Raw genomic sequence first — 20,387 nt, 5'->3', positions numbered from 1 at the left:
CTCCTACAGCATCCCGGCACGGATCCTGTAGCCGGTCACGCCCGACTGACCAGCGGGTAACCGGGTTGAGTGGGCAGTATGACCGGTTCGCGCATCGTGGCACTCGGCCACTACCAGCCCCCCAAGGTCCTCACCAACGACGACCTGGCGAAGCTGGTCGCCACCGACGACGAGTGGATCCGCAGTCGGGTGGGCATCCGGACGCGCCACATCGCCGAGGGCGAGACCGTGGTCGACCTGGCCACCGAGGCGGCGCAGAAGGCGCTGGCCAACAGCGGGCGGTCGGCGGCCGACGTCGACCTGGTCGTGGTCGCCACCTGCACCGCGGTGGAGCGCAGTCCCAACACGGCCGCCGCCGTCGCCGCCCGCCTCGGCGTGCGCGCGCCCGCCGCCTACGACATCAACACGGTCTGCTCGGGCTTCTCGTACGCGCTGGCCACCGCCGACCACGCGATCCGGGCCGGCGCGGCGCGGCTGGCGCTGGTGATCGGCGCGGAGCGGATGTCGGACACCATCGACTGGACCGACCGGTCCACCTGCGTGATCTTCGGCGACGGCGCCGGCGCGGCGCTGGTCGAGGCCCAGGAGGAGGGTGCCGAGCCGGGCATCGGCCCGGTGGTCTGGGGCTCGGAGCCTGAGCGGGGCGACGCCGTGGTGATCACCGGCTGGGATCCGGTGATCAGCCAGCAGGGCCAGTCGGTGTTCCGCTGGGCCACCACCCAGATCGCCCCGCTGGCCCGGGAGGCCTGCGCGAAGGCCGGTGTCGACCCGTCCGAGCTGAAGGGCTTCGTGCCGCACCAGGCGAACCTGAGGATCATCGACGCGATCGCGTCCCGGCTGGGCATCACCGACGCGGTGGTCGCCCGGGACGTGGTGGACTCGGGCAACACCTCGGCCGCGTCCATCCCGCTGGCCTTCTCCAAGCTGGTCGAGCGCGGCGAGCTGGCGCCGGGCGACCCGGTGCTGCTGTTCGGCTTCGGCGGCGGCCTCGCGTACGCGGGCCAGGTGGTCCGCTGCCCCTGAGCGGGCGGGAGCGGCCCGGAGCGGGCACCGAGAGCCCCTGGACCGGCCCGAGGCCGTCCGGGGGCTCCGTCGTGTCCCCGGGGGCTCACCGAGGGCCTGCCGGGGCCTGTGGGGCCTCACTGGGGCCTACCGGGGCCCGGTAGAGCCGGCCGGGGCCCGCGGTGGCCCGTGGTGGCCCGGTGAGGGCCCGGGCCCCGGTCGGGCCCGGGAACACGTATGCCGGTGGGCGGGCGCCCCGTGCTGGGGTGCCCGCCCACCGGCATGTCGTGGCGCGCTGCGGACCGCCGGCGGACCTCCCCCGAGGACACGGCCGCCGTCCGTCGTACCCCGGACAGGAGGCCGGGGCCGCGCGAAGCGGAAGGGTGGTTGGAGTGGATCGGTCTACTTGGGCGCCTTCTTGCCGGTGACACCCAGGTACACCAGGGGAGCGAGGTTGGGCTTGAGGTCCTTGACCTTGACGCCCCAGGAGGTGAAGGCCTTCTGGTGCTCGGCCGCGGAGGCGAGCAGCGAGACCAGTGACCCGGCGACCGCTGCCGGATCCAGTGACTTGTCGGCCTGGCCCTTCGCCTGGAGTTCCTTGACGGCTTCCGTGAGCGGCTTGGCGACCGCGTTGAGGACGGTCATGCGGATCTTGAAGAACCGCTTGTCCCCTTCGGCGGCACCGAGCGTGACCACTCGGAGAATGGCGTCGTTCTTGCGCCAGAAGGCGAGGAATCCGTCGACCAGTTCTTCCGAAGTGGCCGTGCCGGACTTCCCTGCCCAGGACTTTCCGGCCACCAGCTCTTTGAGGGTGTCGGCGTCCTTGGCCATTTCCTCGGCGATTTCGAGGACAGCGCCCTCGACATCCGGGAAGTACTGGTAGAAGGTCGCGGGGGAGGTACCCGCCATACGGGCGACGTCGATGACCTTGACGTCCCGATAGGGCGACGTGCTGAGCATCTCGCGGAGGCAGTCGAGCAGCTTCTGCCGCGTCTCCTGTCCGCGTCGCCCGGCGACGCGACCGTCGACGGTGCGAACTTGTCCTGTCATGCCGTCAGCTTACCGTGGCACGATCTTGGCGCGATTCGGTGATGCGACTATTACTCCGCACGGGGGTTGGTATAGGCGCCTGAAGCACTTCGGACGGATATTCATCCCGCCCCCGGAGGCGTCTTTGGCGCCCCCCCGTGTGCTTTTGACGCCACAGGGTGACCACCCCTCCGCTGAGGGGTGGTCGAGTAACGGAGCGTGACGATTACGGTTCGGGTGTGACCTGCCCCGCTCGGGGGCTCCGGGCGTGTCGGCGGCAAGCCGCGGCCGGAGCGGACGTCAGAATCCGGCCGTTCCTGCGGCACTGACCGGGCAGTGGGCCGCCGGACCGGCACTGAACGCCGGTGGGCGGGGGAGGTTGGAGTTGCACCCGGCGGCATTGGACAATCAGGTCCGGCACCACGCGGCGGGTGTCCGGCACCACGCGGGCGGTGCGGAAACGGGGAGGTGGCAGCGGGTGGACCAGCTGACGGCGCACGATCCGAGGCGAATCGGGCCCTTCGAGGTACTGGGGCGGCTCGGCGCGGGCGGAATGGGCCTGGTCTACCTGGCGCGCTCCGCGTCCGGCCGGCGGGTGGCGATCAAGACCGTCCGGGGGGAGTTGGCGGAGGACGAGCTGTTCCGGGTCCGGTTCGCCCGGGAGATCGAGGCGGCCAAGACGGTCGGCGGGTTCTACACCGCCGCCGTGGTCGACGCGGACGCGGACGCCCGGGTGCCCTGGCTGGCCACCGCCTACGTGCCGGCCCCGTCCCTGGAGGACCTGGTCACCGACTGCGGGCCGCTGCCGGCCGGGGCGGTGCGCTGGCTGGTCGCCGGCATCGCCGAGGCGCTGCAGTCCATCCACGCGGCCGGGCTGGTCCACCGCGACCTCAAGCCCTCCAACGTGCTGGTGGTCGAGGACGGCCCCCGGGTGATCGACTTCGGCATCGCCGCCGGCGTCTCCAGCACCCGGCTGACCATGACCAACGTGGCGGTCGGCACCCCGGCGTACATGTCGCCGGAGCAGGCCCGGGACAGCAGGGGCGTCACCGGCGCCAGCGACGTCTTCTCGCTCGGGTCGCTCCTCGTCTTCTGCGCCACCGGCCACCCGCCCTACCGGGGCGCGAACCCGGTCGAGACGGTGTTCCAGCTGCTGCGCGAGCAGCCCGACCTCTCCGGCCTGCCGGCCGAGCTGGTCGACCTGGTCCGGGCCTGCATGCGGCCCGCTCCCGAGCACCGGCCGACCCCGGAGCAGATCCAGGCCGAACTGGCCCCGCACCTGTTCTCCCGGGACGACGCCTCCGGCGAGGCCGGGGACTGGCTGCCGCCCAACGCGCTGGCCATGATCGAACGCAAGCGCGGTCGCCGGCAGCCCCCGCCGGTCGTCGTGCCGGCCGCCCCCGTGCAGCCGCCCGTCGCCCCGCCGGTGCCGCAGCCGCACCACCAGGTCCCGCCGCAGGGTCACGGGCAGGACGACCCGCGCACCCGGCCGGGCGGGCGTCACGCCCCGCCGCAGGCCGGGCCGGTGCACACCACGCCGCTCGGCCAGGACCCGGAGCCGGCCACCGAGAAGCTGGCCGCGCCCCGCCGCCACCGCGCGCCGGTCGCCGAGGAGAGCGCCGTCGAGGTGCGGCTGTCCGGCGCCTCGGTGCGGATAGGGCCCGGGCCGCGCGCCGAGCAGGCCGGCTCGGGCGCGGCGCCGGCCGAGACCGACTGGGTCCGCCGGATCACCCCGCCCCCGGCCCGGGCGGCCCGCTGGCGGCCCTGGCGGTTCCGGATGTCCAACGACGTCTGGGGCACGCCGGTGGTCGCCGACGGCACCCTGTTCGTCTCCAGCTTCGAGGTGCACGCGCTGGACATCGCCTCCGGGCAGCGCCGCTACAAGACCCGGGACGTCGCCTGGGCGCTCGCGGTGGACGCCGGCCGGGTGCACGCCGCCGACGGCCCCCACCTGTACACGGTGGACGTCGCGGACGGCGCCGAGCGCTGGCGGCACTCGCTCGACGGCTGGGTGTACTCGCTGGACGCCGCCGACGGCGTGCTCTGTTGCGGGATCCGGGGCGGCGGCGTGCAGCTGCGCTCGGCGGCCGGCGGCGCCGAGCTGTGGCGCGCCGACGACGCCCAGCAGGACTACGAGAACCCGCAGTCCGGCCCGGCCCTGGTGGGGGGCGCGGCCTACTACTACGGCGGCGGGCGGCTGCGCTGCGTCGACCCGCGCGGCGCCGGCCTGCGCTGGTCGGTCCCGGTCGGCGAGGACGTGCCGTCCCGCCCGGCCGAGCGCGCCGGGGTGCTGTACGTGACGGCCGGTACCCGGGTCTACGCGCTGGACGCGGCGAGCGGCGCCGAGCGGTGGCGGTTCGAGGCCCCGGTGGTGCTGTTCACACCGCCCGTGCTGGACGCCGACGCGGTCTACGTCGCCGACTACCTCGGCACGGTGTACGCGCTGGACGCGGCCACCGGGCGGGACCGCTGGCGCGCGGCCACCGGCAACCGGCAGGGCGCCGAGCCGGTGGTGGTCGGCGACGGCATGGTGCTGGTCGGCAGCGGCGAGGTGCTGTACGCCTTCGAGGCGGCCACCGGGCGGGAGCGCTGGCGGTACGCGGCCCGGGGCGAGATCGTCGGCTCCCCGGCCGTCGCCGACGGGCTGGTCCACCTCGGCAGCCGGGACCACTCGCTGCACACCCTGGACCTGGCCGGCGGCCGGCTGCGCTGGGAGCTGGGGACCAAGGGCGAGCTGACCGGCTCGCCGGTGGCGGTCGGCGGGAAGGTGTTCGTCGGCTCCAAGGACCGCTGCGTCTACGCGCTGGACGCGTTCTACGGGACGGCGGTGCCCTCGCACTGACCCGGTGCGCCCGGTGCGCCCGGTGCGCCCGGGAGGGCCGGGAGGGCCGCGCCCGGGGGCCGGGTCTCGGCCTCGCGGCCCTGGGCCCGGGCTAGGGCCGGCGGCGGGCCTCCGGGTGGCGCGCGCACCAGCCCTCCCAGGCCGAGGCGACCATCTCCTCGACCCCGTGGCGGGCGGTCCAGCCCAGCTCGCGGTGGATCAGGTCGGCCGAGGCCACCACCCGGGCCGGGTCGCCGGCGCGGCGCGGGGCGTACTCCGGAGTGGTGTCGTAGCCGGTGACCCGGCCGATGACGTCCAGCACCTCCCGGACGCTGACGCCCTCGCCGCGGCCGATGTTGAGGACCAGGCGGGTCTCGCCCGCCGGGTCGGCGGAGAGCCGCCGGGCCGCCGCCACGTGGGCCGAGGCGATGTCGGAGACGTGGATGAAGTCGCGCACGCAGGTGCCGTCGGGGGTCGGGTAGTCGGCGCCGAAGACCCGCGGGGCCAGGCCGGCGGTGAGCCGTTCGAAGACCATCGGGATCAGGTTGAGGACGCCCGCGTCGGAGAGCTCCGGCGAGGCGGCGCCGGCGACGTTGAAGTAGCGCAGCGAGACCGTGGACAGGCCGTGCGCCCGGCCGGCGGAGGAGACCAGCCACTCGCCGGCCAGCTTGGTCTCGCCGTACGGGTTCATCGGCGCGCAGGGGGCGGACTCGGTGACCAGGTCGACGTCCGGCATGCCGTAGACGGCGGCGGAGGAGGAGAGGAGGAAGCGCCGCACCCCGGCGTCGACGACCGCCTCCAGCACGGTCTGCAGGCCGGCCAGGTTCTCCCGGTAGTAGTGGAACGGCCGTTCGACCGACTCGCCGACCTGCTTCTTGGCGGCGAAGTGCAGCACCCCGCGCACGTCGTGGCCGTGCAGCGCCGCGTCCACGGCGGGCCGGTCCAGCGTGGAGCCCTCGACGAGAACGACCCCCTCCGGCAGCCCGCTGCGGTTCCCGGTGCTGAGGTCGTCCAGCACCACGACCCGCTCGCCCGACGCCACGAGCTGCTGCACCACGTGGGTGCCGATGTATCCGGCACCACCGGTGAGCAACCAAGTCATGCCCGAGATCCTAGGCGTTCCCGCTCCCCCGGTACGCAGCGGGCGAGTCGGCACGGCTATTCGGACATTTCGGTGAAATGCTGACAAAGATCTCTGCGCCATGTCCGTGTACCGAGGGAGCCGGAGGCCGTCACCGTGAACCGCAAGAAGGAGCCCACCCGTCCGATCCCGGCCGGACCGCGTCCGACCGGGCCGAAGGCGTTCGCCGGGAGGCCGCTCGCTCCGGGTGCGGTCGCCGCGCTGACCGCCCTGGCGCTGGCCGCTCCCGCGCTGGCCGGGTGCAGCAGCGGTTCCTCCTCGTCGTCCACCTCCCCGGCCTCCTCCTCCGCTCCCTCGTCGTCCCCGTCGGGCGCCCGGGCGGGCGGCGCCAACCAGCTCCAGGACGACTACCAGCGGGTGATCAAGGACGTCCTGCCCTCGGTGGTGCAGATCACCACCGCCACCGGCCTCGGCTCCGGGATCGTCTACGACGACAAGGGCGACATCGTCACCAACGCCCACGTGGTCGGTTCGGCCACCACCTTCGCCGTCACGCTGGTCAACAGCAGCAAGCCGCTGGACGCCACCCTGGTCGCCAGCTACCCGGAGTCCGACCTCGCGGTGATCAGGCTGAGCAGCCTGCCGGGAGGTCTCAGGCCGGCCGCCTTCGCGGACTCCACCAAGGTCGAGCTGGGTCAGATCACCCTCGCCATGGGCAGCCCGCTCGGACTCTCCAGCAGCGTCACCCAGGGCATCGTCTCGGCCACCGGCCGGACCGTCTCCGAACCGAGCGGCGGCGGCTCGCCCGGCGCCACCATCGGCAACATGGTGCAGACCTCGGCCGCGATCAACCCCGGCAACAGCGGGGGCGCACTGGTGGACCTGAACAGCCGGGTGATCGGCATCAACACCCTCGCCGCCACCGAGCCCGAGGCCAACGGGGCCGCCGCCCCCGGCATCGGCTTCGCCATCCCGGCGTCCACCGTGACCGGCATCGCCGACCAGCTGATCAAGGACGGCAAGGTCACCAACTCCGGCCGCGCCGCGCTCGGCATCACCGCCCGGACCTTCTTCGACCAGAGCTTCCAGCCGGCGGGCGCCGCCGTGGTGGCCGTCGCCCCCGGCGGCCCGGCCGCCTCTGCGGGCCTCCAGCCCGGGGACGTGATCACGAAGATCGGCGACACCGAGGTCACCTCGCTGAACTCGCTCACCACCGCGCTGGCCTCGCTCGCCCCGGGCAGCAAGGTCACCGTCACCTACACCCGGGACGGCCGGAGCGGGACGACCGAGGTCACCCTCGGCACCCTGGAGACGCCGTAGGGCGTCCCCCGAGCCCCCGGGCGGCGGCCGGCCCGTACACCGCGCAAGGGTTCGCGGGCCGCCGCCGTCCGGGCACCGGTCGTCCGGGCACCGGTGAAACCGGGCCCCGTCGCCGGGAGGCGACGGGGCCCGGGTGGGTTTCCGGCCGGAGGTTCCCGCTCAGCGCCGGGCGGTGCGGGTCCGCCAGGGGAGCTCGATCGTCACCGTGGTCGGGCCGCCGTGCGGGCTCTCCACCAGGAAGACGCCGTCCACCGCCTGGATGCGCTCGGCCAGGCCGCCCAGGCCGCTGCCCGGGTAGGGCGCGGCGCCGCCCTTGCCGTTGTCCTGGACCAGCACCATCAGCTGGTCGCCGGCCCGCCAGACGTCCACCGTCGCGGAGCGGGCACCGGAGTGCTTGGAGACGTTGGTCAGCAGCTCGCTGACGGTGAAGTACGCGATGCCCTCGACCGCCGAGTCCGGCCGCTCGGCCGCCCCGTCCCGGCCCTTCAGGTCGACGTGCACCTTGACCCCCTCCGGCACCGTGCAGCGGGCCGCCACCGAGGAGAGCGCCGCGTCCAGGCCGCGGTCGGTGAGCACCGCCGGGTGGATGCCGCGGGCCAGGTCGCGCAGCTCCTGGAGGGCGATCTTCACCTCGCCGTGCGCGTTGCCGACCATCTTCGCGGCGGCGGCCACGTCCTCCGGCGACTCGGTCTCCTGCAGCCGCTCCTTCGCCATGCCGAGGTCCATCGCCAGGGCCACCAGCCGGGCCTGGGCGCCGTCGTGCAGGTCGCGCTCGATCCGGCGCAGGTCGGCGGCGGCGGTGTCGACCACGGTGCCGCGGTCGTCCTCCAGCTCGCGCACCCGCTCGGAGAGCGCCCCCCGGTAGAGCAGGGTCTCCACCAGCATCCGGTCCACCTCCGACTGGTAGCGGACCACCCACGGCAGGACCGGCCAGCCGACCAGGACGCAGACCAGCGTCAGGGTGAAGCTGAGGATGCCCCAGGGCAGCATCAGCACGTAGTAGAGGGCCGAGCGCCAGGAGAGCGCGTCGGTCAGCTGGGCGATCGCGAAGCCGGTGATTCCCGGGCGGCGGCGCTGCACCGGCTCCGGCTCGTGCACCCCGGAGTTGTACAGGGACCGGGCCCGGCGGCGGGCGAACCCGCCCATGGCCCGGCAGCCGGCCAGCCCGGCGGCGAGCAGCGGCAGGCCGATCACGGTGACCGACAGCCCCAGGCCCACGGAGAGCGTCACGATCGTGAAGACGAACCCCGCGATGCCGATCGGCAGGTTCAACAGCAACTGCCCGACCTGCCGCCACATCCGCGCGCCGTACAGCGGGGCGCGCTCCGCCGGCACGTCCCGCTCCTTCGTGCCGTCCGCGGCTCGGCGGTGCAATGGCTTCATCTCGGTCTACCGTCCCTCTCGGTCGAGCTGGTGATCCAAGCTTCGCCGGTCCGGGTCGCACGATGCCATGGGGGTGATACGTCTTCCCGGGCGGGGGTTATCCCCACCCCGTCCGAGGTGGGGCGGCGATACCGGGCGTCCACCGGATGTCCACCGGCCGTCTTGCGGATCGGGCAGGGTACGGGGTACCTGTGCGGTGCACTTAGACTCACGCTCTGGCGATGGTTATGAGCGTGTAAAGAGACGTCGTAGAACTGCCCTGCGGGCGGTTTCCACGGCCGATGTGGAGGCGAGGGCATGGAGGGGCAGCAGGCGGCTGTCGCCGCGGCCGACCCGGCGGCCGGCAGCGGCTACTTCGACGCGTACGCCGCGATGGGCCTGCTCGCCGTCGTCGGCGTGCTCTTCGTCGTCGTGGCGTTCACCGCGAACCGCCTGCTGCGGCCGGTGGTGTACTCGCCCGAGAAACTCCTCGCCTACGAGTGCGGCGTGGACCCGGTGGGGGAGGACTGGGCGCACACCCAGGTCCGCTACTACGTCTACGCCTTCCTGTACGTGATCTTCGCGGTCGACGCGATCTACCTGTTCCCGTGGGCGACCGTCTTCGCCTCCGCCGGCTACGGCGCCGGGACGCTGATCGAGATGTTCGTCTTCATCGGCTTCCTCGCGGTCGGGCTGCTCTACGCCTGGAAGAAGGGCGTTCTGGAATGGACGTGACGCACACCCACCCGCACGGGCACGGCGCCCCGGACGGTCCGGTTCCGCTGGGCGTGCCCGACCCGTCGCGCCCCGGCGCCGCCGCCGAGCGGCGCAGCATCGGCCCGCTGGCCCGGCTCGCGCCGGACCCGGTCAAGGTCGTCCTCAACTGGGGGCGGCGCTACAGCCTCTGGTGCTTCAACTTCGGCCTGGCCTGCTGCGCGATCGAGTTCATCGCCGCGTCGATGGCCAAGCACGACTTCATCCGGATGGGCGTCATCCCCTTCGCGCCGGGCCCCCGGCAGGCCGATCTGATGATCGTCTCGGGGACGGTGACCGACAAGATGGCGCCCGCGGTCAAGCGCCTCTACGAGCAGATGCCCGAGCCGAAGTACGTCATCTCCTTCGGCGCCTGCTCCAACTCCGGCGGCCCCTACTGGGACTCCTACTCCGTCACCAAGGGGGTCGACCAGATCATCCCGGTCGACGTCTACGTGCCCGGCTGCCCGCCCCGTCCGGAGGCGCTGCTCCAGGGCATCCTCAAACTGCAGGAGAAGATCGCCGCCGAGTCGCTGCCCGGCCGCTACACCGCACCCGCCGCGGCGCTCCGCCGCCCGCTGGTGGCCGGGCCCGGTTCCGCCGAGGGAGGGGCCTCATGACCACGGCCGAGCAGTACGCGGCGTCGGTCGGGGAGTGGGCGACCGGCGCCGAAGCGTACGGGCTGATCACCGTCGACGTCCCCGCCGAGCACTGGATCGAGGCGCTCACCGCCGCCCGTGACACGCTGGGCCTGGGCTTCTTCGACTGGCTGAGCGCCGTCGACGAGCTGGCCGAGGGCTTCTCCGTGATCGTCCACCTCGCCTCCGTCGACGCCCCGGGCGTCCGCCACCTGGCGCTGCGCACCCGGGTGCCGCGCGAGAAGGCCGCCCTGCCGACCGCCGTGTCCGTGTACGCCGGTGCCGCCTGGCACGAGCGCGAGACGCACGAGATGTTCGGCATCGACTTCCCCGGACACCCCTACCTCGCCACCCTGCTGCTGCCGGACGGCTTCGAGGGGCACCCGCTGCGCAAGGAGTTCGTGCTCGCGGCCCGGGTCGCCAAGGCCTGGCCGGGCGCCAAGGAGCCGGGCGAGTCCGACCACGGCGACGGGCCGGCGCGGCGCAAGATGCAGCCGGCCGGTGTGCCGGACCCGAACGAGTGGGGTCCCCTCAAGGGCACCCTTCCGCCGGTCGCGGAGCGGCCCGCGCGTGCCGCGCGGGCGGCGGGCGCGGCCCGGACCCCGCGTGCTGCCGGGGCTGCCGGGGCTGCGGCTCGTGCCGCGGGTGCGTCCGCCGAGGGCGCCGCGGCCGTGCGGGCGGACCGGCCGCGGCGGACCAGGACGGTCGACGACGGTTCGGTCAGCCAGGCCACGGAAGCAGTGACGGAAGCGGTGGCGGAACCAGCGACGGACGCGGCGACGGACGCGGCCGGGGCGGCTGCGCCGCCGGTGCGGGCGGACCGGCCGCGCCGGGTCCGGTCGGTCTCCGACGGCTCGGTGAGCCAGGCGGCCGGCGCGGGACCGGAGGCCGACGCGACGCGGGCCCCCGAGGCCGCTGCCGCGCCCGCTCCGGAGGCACCCGCCCCGGAGGCCCCGGCTTCCGCGACCGGTGCTCCCGAAGCTCCGGCCACCGGAGCTCCGGCTCCCGGAAGTGCCGCTCCTGCGGTTGCCGATGAGGAGCGGCCCGGACGCCCGGCGCCCGCGCGGACCAGGTCCGCCGACGCGCCGTGGCACAACCCGGTGCCGGCCCACGACGACTCCCCGAAGGCCCCCGACGCGGACAGGTCCGCGGAGCCCGAGGCGCCCACGAAGCCGGAGCCCGGAGCACCGGCCGCGGCGGGCGACCCGAGCGGCGACCCGAGCGACGGCCCGAGCGGGAAGAGCGACGACGGCGGGACACCGGCCGAACCGGCCGGCCAGGACGGAGACAGCGCGTGAACCTGCTCGACACGGCGCTGCGCTGCGTCGCCACGCTGGTCGTCTTCCTCACCTTCCCCCTGCTCATCGGCCAGACCGAGCACAAGGTGATGGCGCACATGCAGGGCCGCCTCGGCCCGATGTACGCCGGCGGCTTCCACGGCTGGGCGCAGCTGGTCGCGGACGGGGTCAAGTTCGCGCAGAAGGAGGACATCGTCCCGGCCGGCGCGGACCGGCGGATCTTCCAGCTGGCGCCCGCCGTCTCCTTGCTGCCGTACCTCTTCGTGCTGCTCGCGATCCCGGTCGGCCCGGACGGCTTCGTCGGCCAGGCGGTCGACGCCGGACTGTTCTTCGTCCTCGCCGTCATGGGCGTCGGCGTGATCGGCAAGCTGATGGCGGGCTGGGCCTCGGCCAACAAGTTCTCGCTGCTCGGCGGCCTGCGGACGGCCGCGCAGCTGATGTCGTACGAGCTGCCGATGGTGCTCGCGGCGGCGTCCGTCGCGATGGCCGCCGGGACGCTGTCGCTGCCCGGGATCATGGACGCCTGGGAGTGGTACTGGATCCCGTGGCAGATCATCGGCGCGTTCGTCTTCTTCGTGGCCGGTCTGGCCGAGCTGCAGCGCCCGCCGTTCGACATGCCGATCGCCGACTCGGAGATCATCTTCGGCGCGTACACCGAGTACACCGGCCTGCGCTTCGCGCTGTTCCTGCTCTCCGAGTACGTGGGCATCCTGGTCGTCTCCGCGCTCACCGCGGTGCTCTTCCTGGGCGGCTGGCACGGACCGCTGCCGGACCAGCTCGGCTGGCTGTGGACGATCCTGAAGACCTTCGCGCTCGCCTTCGTGGTGATCTGGCTGCGGGTCACCTACCCCCGGTTGCGCGAGGACCAGCTGATGCGCCTCGCGTGGACCGTGCTGATCCCGCTCGCCCTCGTCCAGCTCGCCCTCACCGGCGTCATCAAGGTGGCGATCTCATGAGCTTCCCCGGCGCCGGCCTGGCCAAGGGCCTGGCCGTCACCCTGCGGACGATGACGAAGAAGACCGTCACCGCGCAGTACCCCGAGGTGCAGCCCGACCTCCCGCCGCGTTCGCGCGGCGTGATCGCGCTGCTGGAGGAGAACTGCACGGTCTGCATGCTCTGCGCCCGCGAGTGCCCGGACTGGTGCATCTACATCGACTCCCACAAGGAGACGCTGCCGGCCGCCGACCCGAACGCCCGTGCCCGCACCCGCAACGTGCTGGACCGGTTCGCCATCGACTTCTCGCTCTGCATGTACTGCGGGATCTGCATCGAGGTGTGCCCGTTCGACGCGCTGTTCTGGTCGCCCGAGTTCGAGTACGCGGAGACGGACATCCTGGAGCTCACCCACGAGCGGGACCGGCTCCGGGAGTGGATGTGGACCGTACCGGTGCCGCCCGCGCTGGACCCGGCGGCCGAGGAGCCCAAGGAGATCGCCACCGCGCGGAAGGCCGCGGACAAGCTGGCCGCCGCCGCTGCCGCGGCACTCGAACAGGGGGGTGACGCGCAGTGAGCGCCGCGACCCTGCTCGCCGCGACCGGGTCGCTGGACCCGGCCGCGCGTTCCTTCCTCTCCCCGACCGGGGTGGAGATCGTCTTCCTGCTGGTCGGCATCGCGGTGCTCGGTTCGGCCGTCGTCGCCGTCACCACCAAGCAGCTGGTGCACGCCGCGCTCTGGCTGGTGGCCGCGCTCGGCGGGCTGGCGGTGGAGTTCCTGCTGCTCACCGCCGAGTTCATCGCCTGGGTCCAGGTCCTGATCTACCTCGGTTCGGTGGTCGTGCTGGTGCTGTTCGGGCTGATGCTCACCAAGGCGCCGATCGGGCGCTCGCCGGACGCCGACTCGGGCAACCGCTGGGTCGCCCTGGTGGTGGCGCTGGCCTCGGGCGGCACCCTGGTGACGCTGGTCGTGGACGCCTTCCGGACGTCCTGGATCGACCTCGGCGCGGGCGGTGGCTCCGCGGCGGTGACGGGCGCGAGCCTGTTCCGGACGTGGGTGCTGCCGTTCGAGGCGCTCTCGGTGCTGCTGCTGGCCGCGCTGGTCGGCGCGATCGTGCTGTCGCGCGGCGGCGGACGCCGGGTGCCGGTGCCCCGGGCCGGGCGGATCCGGGCCGGCAAGCCGGTGGGTTCCAACGGGACGGTCGCCGCGACCGCGCCGAAGGCCGCCCCCGCGGTTCCGGCCGTCGAGGCCGCCGAGGTTGCCGAGGTTGCCGAGGCCGCCACGGCTGCCCCGGCCGTCGAGGGCGCCGCCTCCGCTCCCGCTTCCCCTCCGGCCTCCGCTCCGACCACCCCCGAGCAGGAGGGCTGATGCACCTCGCCTACCCCGCCGTCCTCGCCGCGCTGCTGTTCAGCGTCGGCGTGTACGGCGTGCTCGCCCGGCGCAACGTCATCCTGGTGCTGATGTCCGTCGAGCTGATGCTCAACGCCGTCAACCTCAACCTGGTCGCCTTCGACGTCTGGCTGCGCGACTCGTTGCACGCCGGCCAGGCGCTGACCCTGTTCACCATCACCATCGCCGCCGCCGAGATCGGACTCGGGCTCGCCGTCGTCCTGCTGCTGTTCAGGGCCCGGGGCACCGCGGACATCGACAAGGTCACCACGCTGGGCGACCCGGCGGAGTCCACCGTCGACATCGAGGAGGCGCCGGTCGGAGCCGAGGCGCTGAAGGGCCGGGCCGCCGCATGAACCTCGCCCTGCCCGCCCTCGTCCCCGCCCTGCCCGCGCTCGGCGCGGCCGCCACCCTGGCCGTCGGCAAGCGCGTCCCCGGTCTGGCCAGGCCGCTGGCGATCGTGCCGGTGGCCGTCTCGGCCGTGCTCGCCCTGGTCGTCGCGATCCAGCTCGGCAGCGGTCAGTCGCTGGACGTCGCCACCCGCCTCACCCCGACCGGCGGCCCGGACATCGCGCTCGCCTTCCACCTGGACGGCTACAGCTCGCTGATCTCCGTGCTGGTCGGCCTGGTCGCCACCTGCGTGCAGGTCTACTCGACCGCCTACCTCAAGGACGACCCCCGCTACCCCTCGTACGCGGCGCTGGTCTCGCTCTTCACGGCGGCGATGTTCCTGGTCGTGTACTCCGGCGACCTGATCGTGCTGCTGGTCGGCTGGGAGATCATGGGCATCTGCTCGTACTTCCTGATCGGCCACCACTGGGAGACCCAGGACGCCCGCTCGGCCTCGCTCAAGGCCTTCCTGGTCACCAAGCTCGGCGACGTCCCGTTCCTGTTCGGCATCTTCCTGCTCGGCGCCGACGCCGGGAGCTTCCGGATCGAGGACGTGCTGCGGGCCGCCGCCGACGGACAGCTCGGCCACCCCACGCTGACCGCGCTGCTGCTGCTCGCCGGTGTGGCCGGGAAGAGCGCGCAGTTCCCGCTGCACACCTGGCTCCCGGACGCGATGGCCGGCCCGACCCCGGTCTCCGCGCTGATCCACGCCGCCACCATGGTCGCCGCGGGCATCTACCTGGTCGCCCGGCTGCTGCCGGTCTTCCTGCTCTCCGGCGCGGCGCTGGTCGTGCTGGCGGTGATGGCGGCCGTGACGATGATCGGCTCGGCGCTCTGCGCGCTCGCCCAGGACGACCTCAAGCGGGTGCTCGCCTACTCGACCGTCGGCCAGCTCGGCTACATGGCCGGCGCGCTGGCCAGCGGCGACCGCGAGGCGTCCGTCTTCCACCTGGTCAGCCACGGCGCCTTCAAGGCGCTGCTCTTCCTCGCCGCCGGTGTGGTGATCCATGCCGCGCACACCAACTCGATCTCCGTGATGTCCCGGATGCCCGGGCTGCGCAAGCGCGTCCCGGACGCCTACTGGACGATGGGCATCGCCCTGGTCGCCCTGGTCGGTCTGCCGCCGTTCTCCGGCTTCTTCAGCAAGGAGGCGGTGCTGACCGCCGCCGAGCACGCCGCCAACGGCGAGGCGCTGACCAACGGCGTCGGCCCGGCCTCGGCCGTGCCGCAGGCGGCCGGGTGGATCGTGCTGATCTCGGCCGGGCTCACCGCGCTGCTCACGGCGGCGTACGCGACCCGGATGTTCCTGGTCGCGTTCCACAGCCCGGCCACCGCCGGGGCGCCGGCCACGGCCGTCGCCGCCGTCGCCGCCGGTGCCGGGGTCTCGGCGCCGACCGCCACGGGGTCCTCCGACCACGAGGCCGGTGCGCCGTACTCGCCCGAGGTGGACGAGGCCGACCCGGCCACCGCCGAGCCGCCCGCGATGCGCTGGCCGCTGTGGGTGCTGGCCGTCCCGACCGTGGGCTTCGGCGTCGCCGGCCTGCGCTCGGACTGGCTGCCCGCACTGCTCGACGGCGGTTCGCTGCGGCCCTCGGCGGTCACCGCCGTCACCGGCACCGGCCTCGCCGTGGTCGGCATCCTGCTGGCGTACGGGGCCTGGCGCTCCGCCGCGGCCCGGCTCGGCGCCGGGCGGCCCGCCCCCGCGGCGGCGGGCCGGGTACCCGAGCAGGCCGGATCCCCGGCCGCCGAGGTGATCGCCGCCGATCCCGGACGCGCCCTGCTCGGTCCGCTGTTCGACCCGGCCCGGCACGGCTTCGGCGTCGACCGGCTCTACGGAGCGCTGTTCGTCCGCCCGGTGGCCGCCGCCGCACGGCTGGTCCGCTTCCTCGACCGCGAGGTCGTGGAGACCTACGTACGCGGCAGCGGGGTCGGTGCCAACCTGCTCGGCCGGGCCGTCCGGCTCGCGCAGACCGGCAACGCGCAGACGTACCTCAGCGCGCTGCTGGCCGGCGTCGTCCTGCTGGTCGTCCTGGTGGCGGTGTAGCCGGATGAACCAGCCGATCCGTCCCACCCCGTCGACCGCAGCCCGTAGGAGCCCCCGATGAACGCGGTCCTCATCGCCCTCCTGGCCCTGCCGGTGCTCGGGGCCGCGCTCACCCTGGCGCCGGTGTTCGGCACCGACGCGGCCGCCGCCGACCGGCGCGCGCTGCGCTTCGGCACCGTGCTGACCGGCGTCGTCCTGCTGCTCACCGTCGTCCTGGCGGCCGGTTTCGACCACGACGAGCCCGCCCGGATGCAGGCCACCACCGACGTGGCCTGGATCCCGGCCATCGGCGTGCGGTTCCACCTCGGTGTGGACGGCGTCTCGCTCCCGCTGATCGTCCTGACCTCGCTGCTCACCTTCCTCTGTGCGCTGTACTCGGAGCGGCGGCTGCCGTCCGGGGAGGGCGTGCCGTCGGCCCGCTCCTTCGTCGGGCTGTTCCTCCTCCTCGAAGTGGGCATGCTCGCCACCTTCGCGGTGCTGGACCTCCTGCTCTTCTTCGTGGCCTTCGAGATCGTGCTGATCCCGATGTACTTCCTGATCGCCCGCTGGGGCACCGGGGCCAAGGTGCCGGCCGCCAACCGGTTCATCCTGTACACGCTGCTCGGGTCGGCCGTGATGCTGCTCGGCTTCCTGCTGGTCGGCGGCAAGGCCGGAACCTTCGACATGCAGGCGCTGGCCGCCGCCCACGGCTCGGGCCTGAGCCACTCCACCCAGGTGATCGCCGCCCTGGCGATCATGGTCGGGCTCGCGGTCAAGGCCCCTGCCTGGCCGCTGCACAGCTGGCTCCCGGACGCGCACACGGCGGCCCCGACGGTCGGTTCCGTGCTGCTCGCCGGCGTGCTGCTGAAGATGGGGACGTACGGCCTGGTCCGCGTCCTCCTCCCGGTCGTCCCCGACGGCACGGCGACCCTCGCCCCCTACCTGGGCGCCTTCGCCGCCGTCGGCATCGTCTACGGCTCGCTGGCCTGCCTCGCGCTGGCGCGGCCCGGCGCCAAGGGCGACCTCAAGCGCCTGATCGCCTACTCCTCCGTCGGCCACATGGGCTTCGTCCTGCTGGGCATCGCCTCCCTCACTCCGGTGGGCGTCAACGGCGCGCTGTTCGCCAACATCGCCCACGGTCTGATCACCGGTCTGCTCTTCTTCCTGGTGGGCGCGATCAAGGACCGTTACGGCACGGCGGACCTCGACACCCTGGCCGGTACCACCGGCGCCGCCCTGTACGGACGGGCACCGCGGATCGGCGCGCTGCTCGCCTTCGCGGCCGTCGCCAGCCTCGGCCTGCCCGGGCTGGCCGGCTTCTGGGGCGAGCTGCTCGCGATGTTCGGCGCGTTCGACCCGGCCGAGGGCCTCTCGCGTCCCGCGTTCGTCACCTACATGGTCCTGGCCGGCCTCGGCACCCTCCTCACCGCCGCGTACCTGCTGATCGTGGTCAGGCGGGTCTGCATGGGCGATCCGAAGCAGCCCGCACCGGTGGCCGAACTCGCCGACCTGCGCCCGTACGAGGCCGTCAGCTGGACGCCGCTGGTCGCCCTCACCCTGCTGGCCGGTCTCTGGCCCGCTCTCCTGCTCGGTCTCTCCGAGCCCGCCGTCAAGCACCTCCTCGGGGGTGGCTGACCATGCTCGGCACCCAGCTGAGCGCCCAGCTCCTCGGCGCGCAGCTCAGCACGCAGCTCGGCACGGGCAGACAGCTCGGCGCCGCGACCGGCACCGCACTCGGACCTCACTCCACGGGGCAGCCCACTGTGACCTCCCTCGCCGTAGCCAACCCGGGCAGCCTGATCCAGTCCGTGGACTGGGTGGCGATCGCGCCCCCGCTGATCGCCGCGTTGGCCGCCCTCGCGGTGCTGGTCACCGACCTCTTCCTGCCCGAGCGCCACAAGCGGCTGCTCGGCCGGCTCACGGCCGGCGGACTCGCCCTGGCGCTCATCGCGCTCCTCCCGCTCGTCGGAGGCTCACCCCGAGCCACCTTCTGTGCGCAGAACGTAACAGGGGTCACTGACAACGCGGGCTGCTCGTACGTCGCCGACCACTTCGCCCTGGTCTTCCAGCTGCTCGCGCTCGGCGGCGCGCTGATCGCCGCCCTGCTCTCCGCGCACACCGTGGAGGACGAGAAGCTGCCCGGCGGCGAGTACTGGTTCCTGCTGCTCTCCAGCGCCGCCGGCGCCGCCCTGCTGCCCGCCTCCCGCGACCTCGCCACCCTGGTGATCGCCCTGGAGGTGGCCTCGCTGCCGGCCTTCGCACTGGTCGCGCTCCGCCGGGACGGCCGGGGGGCCGAGGCCGCGCTCAAGTTCTTCCTCTCCTCCGTCACCGCGACCGCCGTGATGCTGCTCGGCGTCGGCTTCGTCTACGCCGCGAGCGGCAGCCTGCACCTGGGCGCCGTCGCCACCGGCCTGGAGCACGCCCCCGCGCAGCTGAAGCCGCTGGCCCAGGCCGGCGCGGTGCTCACGCTGGCCGGCTTCGCCTTCAAGGTCGCCGCCGTCCCGTTCCACTTCTGGGTGCCCGACACCTACACCGGCGCCCCGCTCCCGGTGGCCGGCTACCTCTCGGTGGTCGGCAAGGCGGCCGGCCTCGCCGGGCTCGCCCTGGTCACCACGATCGCCTTCCGCCCGTACGCGCACACCTGGGGCCTGGTGCTGGGGGTGCTGGCGGCCGTCACCATGACCGTCGGCAACGTGGGCGCGCTGCGCCAGCGGTTCGACACCCGGTTCAGCGCGGTGCGGCTGCTCGCCTGGTCCTCGGTGGGCCAGGCCGGGTACCTGCTGGTGCCGCTGGCCGCCGCCGGCTACGCGCCCACCACGACCGACCCGCTGGGCGCCACCGCCGCGTACGCGCTGATCTACGGCGTGGTCAACCTCGGTGCCTTCGGCGTGGTGGCGGCGGTCGGCCGCCGGGCCGGGACCAGCGTCGACGACTTCCGCGGCCTGTTCGCCCGCAGGCGCTGGACGGCGCTGGCGCTGGCCTTCTTCCTGCTCTGCCTGGCCGGGCTGCCGCCGGGCGTCATCGGCCTCTTCGGCAAGGTGGTGGTGTTCCGCGCCGCCGTCGACGCCGGGCTGGGCTGGCTGGCCGCGGTGATGGCCGTCAACGTCGTCGTCGCCCTGTACTACTACCTGCTCTGGACGGCGCGGCTGTTCGCCCCGGCGGAGGCCGCCGGGGAGGCGCCGGCCGCCTCCGAGCGGAGGCTTCCGGTCACCCTGACGGCCACCCTGGGGCTCACCGCCTCGGCGGCGGTGGTGCTGTCGGTGGCTCCGCAACTGGTGCTCCAGGTGGTCGGCGGCTCGCTGTTCTGAGGCGGGCGGGGAAGCCCCGGTACGTCTGAGCTGGTCCTCCGGTCGGGTGTCGCGCTGGTCACAAGGGAACAAGGCCCCGGGCCCCACCCGTTGACCGGGCAAGAGGGACGAGGCAGAAAGGGCTTCCCCACGCACCATTGGAGGGCCAGCCGTGCACCGCCGGCACAATGGACTGAGGACCGCCGCCCTGCTCGGCGGCCTCTCGGCGCTGATCCTCGTGATCGGCAGCTTCTTCGGCCGGACGGGCCTCGTGGTCGCCCTGGTGGTCGCCCTCGGCACCAACGCCTACGCGTACTGGAACAGTGACAAGCTCGCCCTGCGGGCCATGCGGGCCCGCCCGGTGAGCGAGATCGAGGCACCGCGGCTCTACCGGATCGTCCGGGAGCTCTCCACCTCGGCCCGCCAGCCGATGCCCCGGCTGTACATCTCGCCGACCCCGGCCCCGAACGCGTTCGCGACGGGCCGCAACCCGCGCAACGCGGCGGTCTGCTGCACCGACGGCATCCTGCACCTGCTCGACGAGCGCGAGCTGCGCGGCGTCCTCGGCCACGAGCTGAGCCACGTCTACAACCGCGACATCCTGATCTCCTCGGTGGCCGGGGCGCTCGCCTCGGTGGTGATGTTCCTGGTCAACTTCGCCTGGCTGATCCCGTTCGGCCGCGGTGACGACGACGACGGGCCCGGCCTGTTCGGGATGCTCGCGATCATGATCCTGGGACCGCTGGCCGCCTCGCTGATCCAGCTGGCCGTCAGCCGCTCCCGGGAGTACCAGGCCGACGCCGACGGCGCCCGGATCACCGGCGACCCGCTCGCCCTGGCCGGTGCGCTGCGGAAGCTGGACGCCGGGACCCGGCAGCTGCCGCTGCCCCCCGAGCCGCAGATCAAGACCGCCAGCCACATGATGATCGCCAGCCCGTTCCGGCCGGGCGAGGCCGGGACGAAGCTGTTCTCCACCCACCCGCCGATGGCCGAGCGGATCGCCCGCCTGGAGCGGATGGCAGGCCGCCGGGACTGACCTCGCGCGGGCCCGGAGGGTCCCC

Annotated in this window: 17 protein-coding genes; 14 read left to right on the top strand and 3 right to left on the bottom strand. The window is 73.7% G+C overall.

Annotated elements, in window-relative coordinates; translation table 11 throughout:
* The first annotated feature begins 78 nt into the window (after nt 1-78).
* Nucleotides 79-1,023, top strand: coding sequence for a beta-ketoacyl-ACP synthase III (locus ACFWIC_RS12595; protein ID WP_329885474.1), 945 nt, complete (start codon nt 79-81; stop codon nt 1,021-1,023).
* A 381-nt stretch (nt 1,024-1,404) separates the two neighbouring features.
* Here ACFWIC_RS12595 and ACFWIC_RS12590 read toward each other — a convergent pair whose 3' ends face one another.
* Entirely contained in the window at nt 1,405-2,052 is a 648-nt protein-coding gene (locus tag ACFWIC_RS12590; protein ID WP_266311629.1) for a TetR family transcriptional regulator, read from the bottom strand.
* Between the two features lie 457 nt (nt 2,053-2,509).
* On the opposite strand from ACFWIC_RS12590, the gene ACFWIC_RS12585 reads away from it, so the two are divergent.
* The gene (locus ACFWIC_RS12585; protein ID WP_329885473.1) at nt 2,510-4,873 is read left to right on the top strand and encodes a PQQ-binding-like beta-propeller repeat protein; all 2,364 of its coding nucleotides are present in this window, start codon (nt 2,510-2,512) and stop codon (nt 4,871-4,873) included.
* Nucleotides 4,874-4,964: 91 nt separating this feature from the next.
* Here ACFWIC_RS12585 and galE read toward each other — a convergent pair whose 3' ends face one another.
* Complete coding sequence (gene galE, locus ACFWIC_RS12580) at nt 4,965-5,954, bottom strand: UDP-glucose 4-epimerase GalE (RefSeq protein ID WP_329885472.1); 990 nt, start codon at nt 5,952-5,954, stop codon at nt 4,965-4,967.
* A 240-nt stretch (nt 5,955-6,194) separates the two neighbouring features.
* Here galE and ACFWIC_RS12575 point away from each other — a divergent pair, with 240 nt between their 5' ends.
* Nucleotides 6,195-7,253 carry a S1C family serine protease gene (locus ACFWIC_RS12575; RefSeq protein WP_380353639.1) on the top strand — a complete coding sequence of 353 codons (1,059 nt, stop codon included), beginning with the start codon at nt 6,195-6,197 and terminating at the stop codon, nt 7,251-7,253.
* 159 nt (nt 7,254-7,412) lie between these two features.
* Here the strand turns inward: ACFWIC_RS12575 and ACFWIC_RS12570 are convergent, their stop codons facing one another.
* Nucleotides 7,413-8,636: a sensor histidine kinase gene (locus ACFWIC_RS12570; RefSeq protein WP_380518148.1), complete on the bottom strand. Its 1,224-nt coding sequence runs from the start codon at nt 8,634-8,636 to the stop codon at nt 7,413-7,415.
* A 297-nt stretch (nt 8,637-8,933) separates the two neighbouring features.
* Here ACFWIC_RS12570 and ACFWIC_RS12565 point away from each other — a divergent pair, with 297 nt between their 5' ends.
* The 11 genes from ACFWIC_RS12565 (at nt 8,934) to htpX (ending at nt 20,362) form a co-directional block, all read left to right on the top strand.
* A complete protein-coding gene (locus ACFWIC_RS12565; RefSeq protein ID WP_329885471.1) occupies nt 8,934-9,350 on the top strand; it encodes an NADH-quinone oxidoreductase subunit A in 417 nt (138 codons plus the stop codon).
* On the top strand, nt 9,341-9,988 hold the full coding sequence (locus ACFWIC_RS12560; protein WP_329885470.1) for an NADH-quinone oxidoreductase subunit B family protein: 648 nt from the start codon (nt 9,341-9,343) through the stop codon (nt 9,986-9,988). Before ACFWIC_RS12565 ends, ACFWIC_RS12560 begins: the two co-directional genes overlap by 10 nt.
* Nucleotides 9,985-11,304, top strand: a complete 1,320-nt coding sequence (locus ACFWIC_RS12555; RefSeq protein WP_380518145.1) for an NADH-quinone oxidoreductase subunit C — start codon at nt 9,985-9,987, stop codon at nt 11,302-11,304. Before ACFWIC_RS12560 ends, ACFWIC_RS12555 begins: the two co-directional genes overlap by 4 nt.
* Complete coding sequence (gene nuoH / locus ACFWIC_RS12550; RefSeq protein WP_329885468.1) at nt 11,301-12,260, top strand: NADH-quinone oxidoreductase subunit NuoH; 960 nt, start codon at nt 11,301-11,303, stop codon at nt 12,258-12,260. Before ACFWIC_RS12555 ends, nuoH begins: the two co-directional genes overlap by 4 nt.
* Nucleotides 12,257-12,814, top strand: a complete 558-nt coding sequence (locus ACFWIC_RS12545; RefSeq protein ID WP_329885467.1) for an NADH-quinone oxidoreductase subunit I — start codon at nt 12,257-12,259, stop codon at nt 12,812-12,814. Before nuoH ends, ACFWIC_RS12545 begins: the two co-directional genes overlap by 4 nt.
* The gene (locus ACFWIC_RS12540) at nt 12,811-13,605 is read left to right on the top strand and encodes an NADH-quinone oxidoreductase subunit J (protein ID WP_380518141.1); all 795 of its coding nucleotides are present in this window, start codon (nt 12,811-12,813) and stop codon (nt 13,603-13,605) included. The genes ACFWIC_RS12545 and ACFWIC_RS12540 overlap by 4 nt, the downstream gene beginning before the upstream one ends.
* Entirely contained in the window at nt 13,605-13,982 is a 378-nt protein-coding gene (nuoK, locus tag ACFWIC_RS12535; RefSeq protein ID WP_329950330.1) for an NADH-quinone oxidoreductase subunit NuoK, read from the top strand. Before ACFWIC_RS12540 ends, nuoK begins: the two co-directional genes overlap by 1 nt.
* Nucleotides 13,979-16,060, top strand: coding sequence for an NADH-quinone oxidoreductase subunit L (locus ACFWIC_RS12530; protein WP_380353539.1), 2,082 nt, complete (start codon nt 13,979-13,981; stop codon nt 16,058-16,060). The genes nuoK and ACFWIC_RS12530 overlap by 4 nt, the downstream gene beginning before the upstream one ends.
* A gap of 57 nt (nt 16,061-16,117) precedes the next feature.
* Nucleotides 16,118-17,674, top strand: a complete 1,557-nt coding sequence (locus tag ACFWIC_RS12525; RefSeq protein WP_329950332.1) for an NADH-quinone oxidoreductase subunit M — start codon at nt 16,118-16,120, stop codon at nt 17,672-17,674.
* Between the two features lie 128 nt (nt 17,675-17,802).
* On the top strand, nt 17,803-19,347 hold the full coding sequence (locus ACFWIC_RS12520) for an NADH-quinone oxidoreductase subunit N (RefSeq protein WP_380353636.1): 1,545 nt from the start codon (nt 17,803-17,805) through the stop codon (nt 19,345-19,347).
* Between the two features lie 151 nt (nt 19,348-19,498).
* The gene (htpX, locus tag ACFWIC_RS12515) at nt 19,499-20,362 is read left to right on the top strand and encodes a zinc metalloprotease HtpX (protein ID WP_329885461.1); all 864 of its coding nucleotides are present in this window, start codon (nt 19,499-19,501) and stop codon (nt 20,360-20,362) included.
* The last annotated feature ends 25 nt before the right edge of the window (nt 20,363-20,387 follow it).

This window comes from Kitasatospora sp. NPDC127035 (assembly GCF_042726075.1).
Lineage (GTDB): Bacteria > Actinomycetota > Actinomycetes > Streptomycetales > Streptomycetaceae > Kitasatospora.
This window is presented reverse-complemented; position numbering and strand designations above follow the sequence as displayed.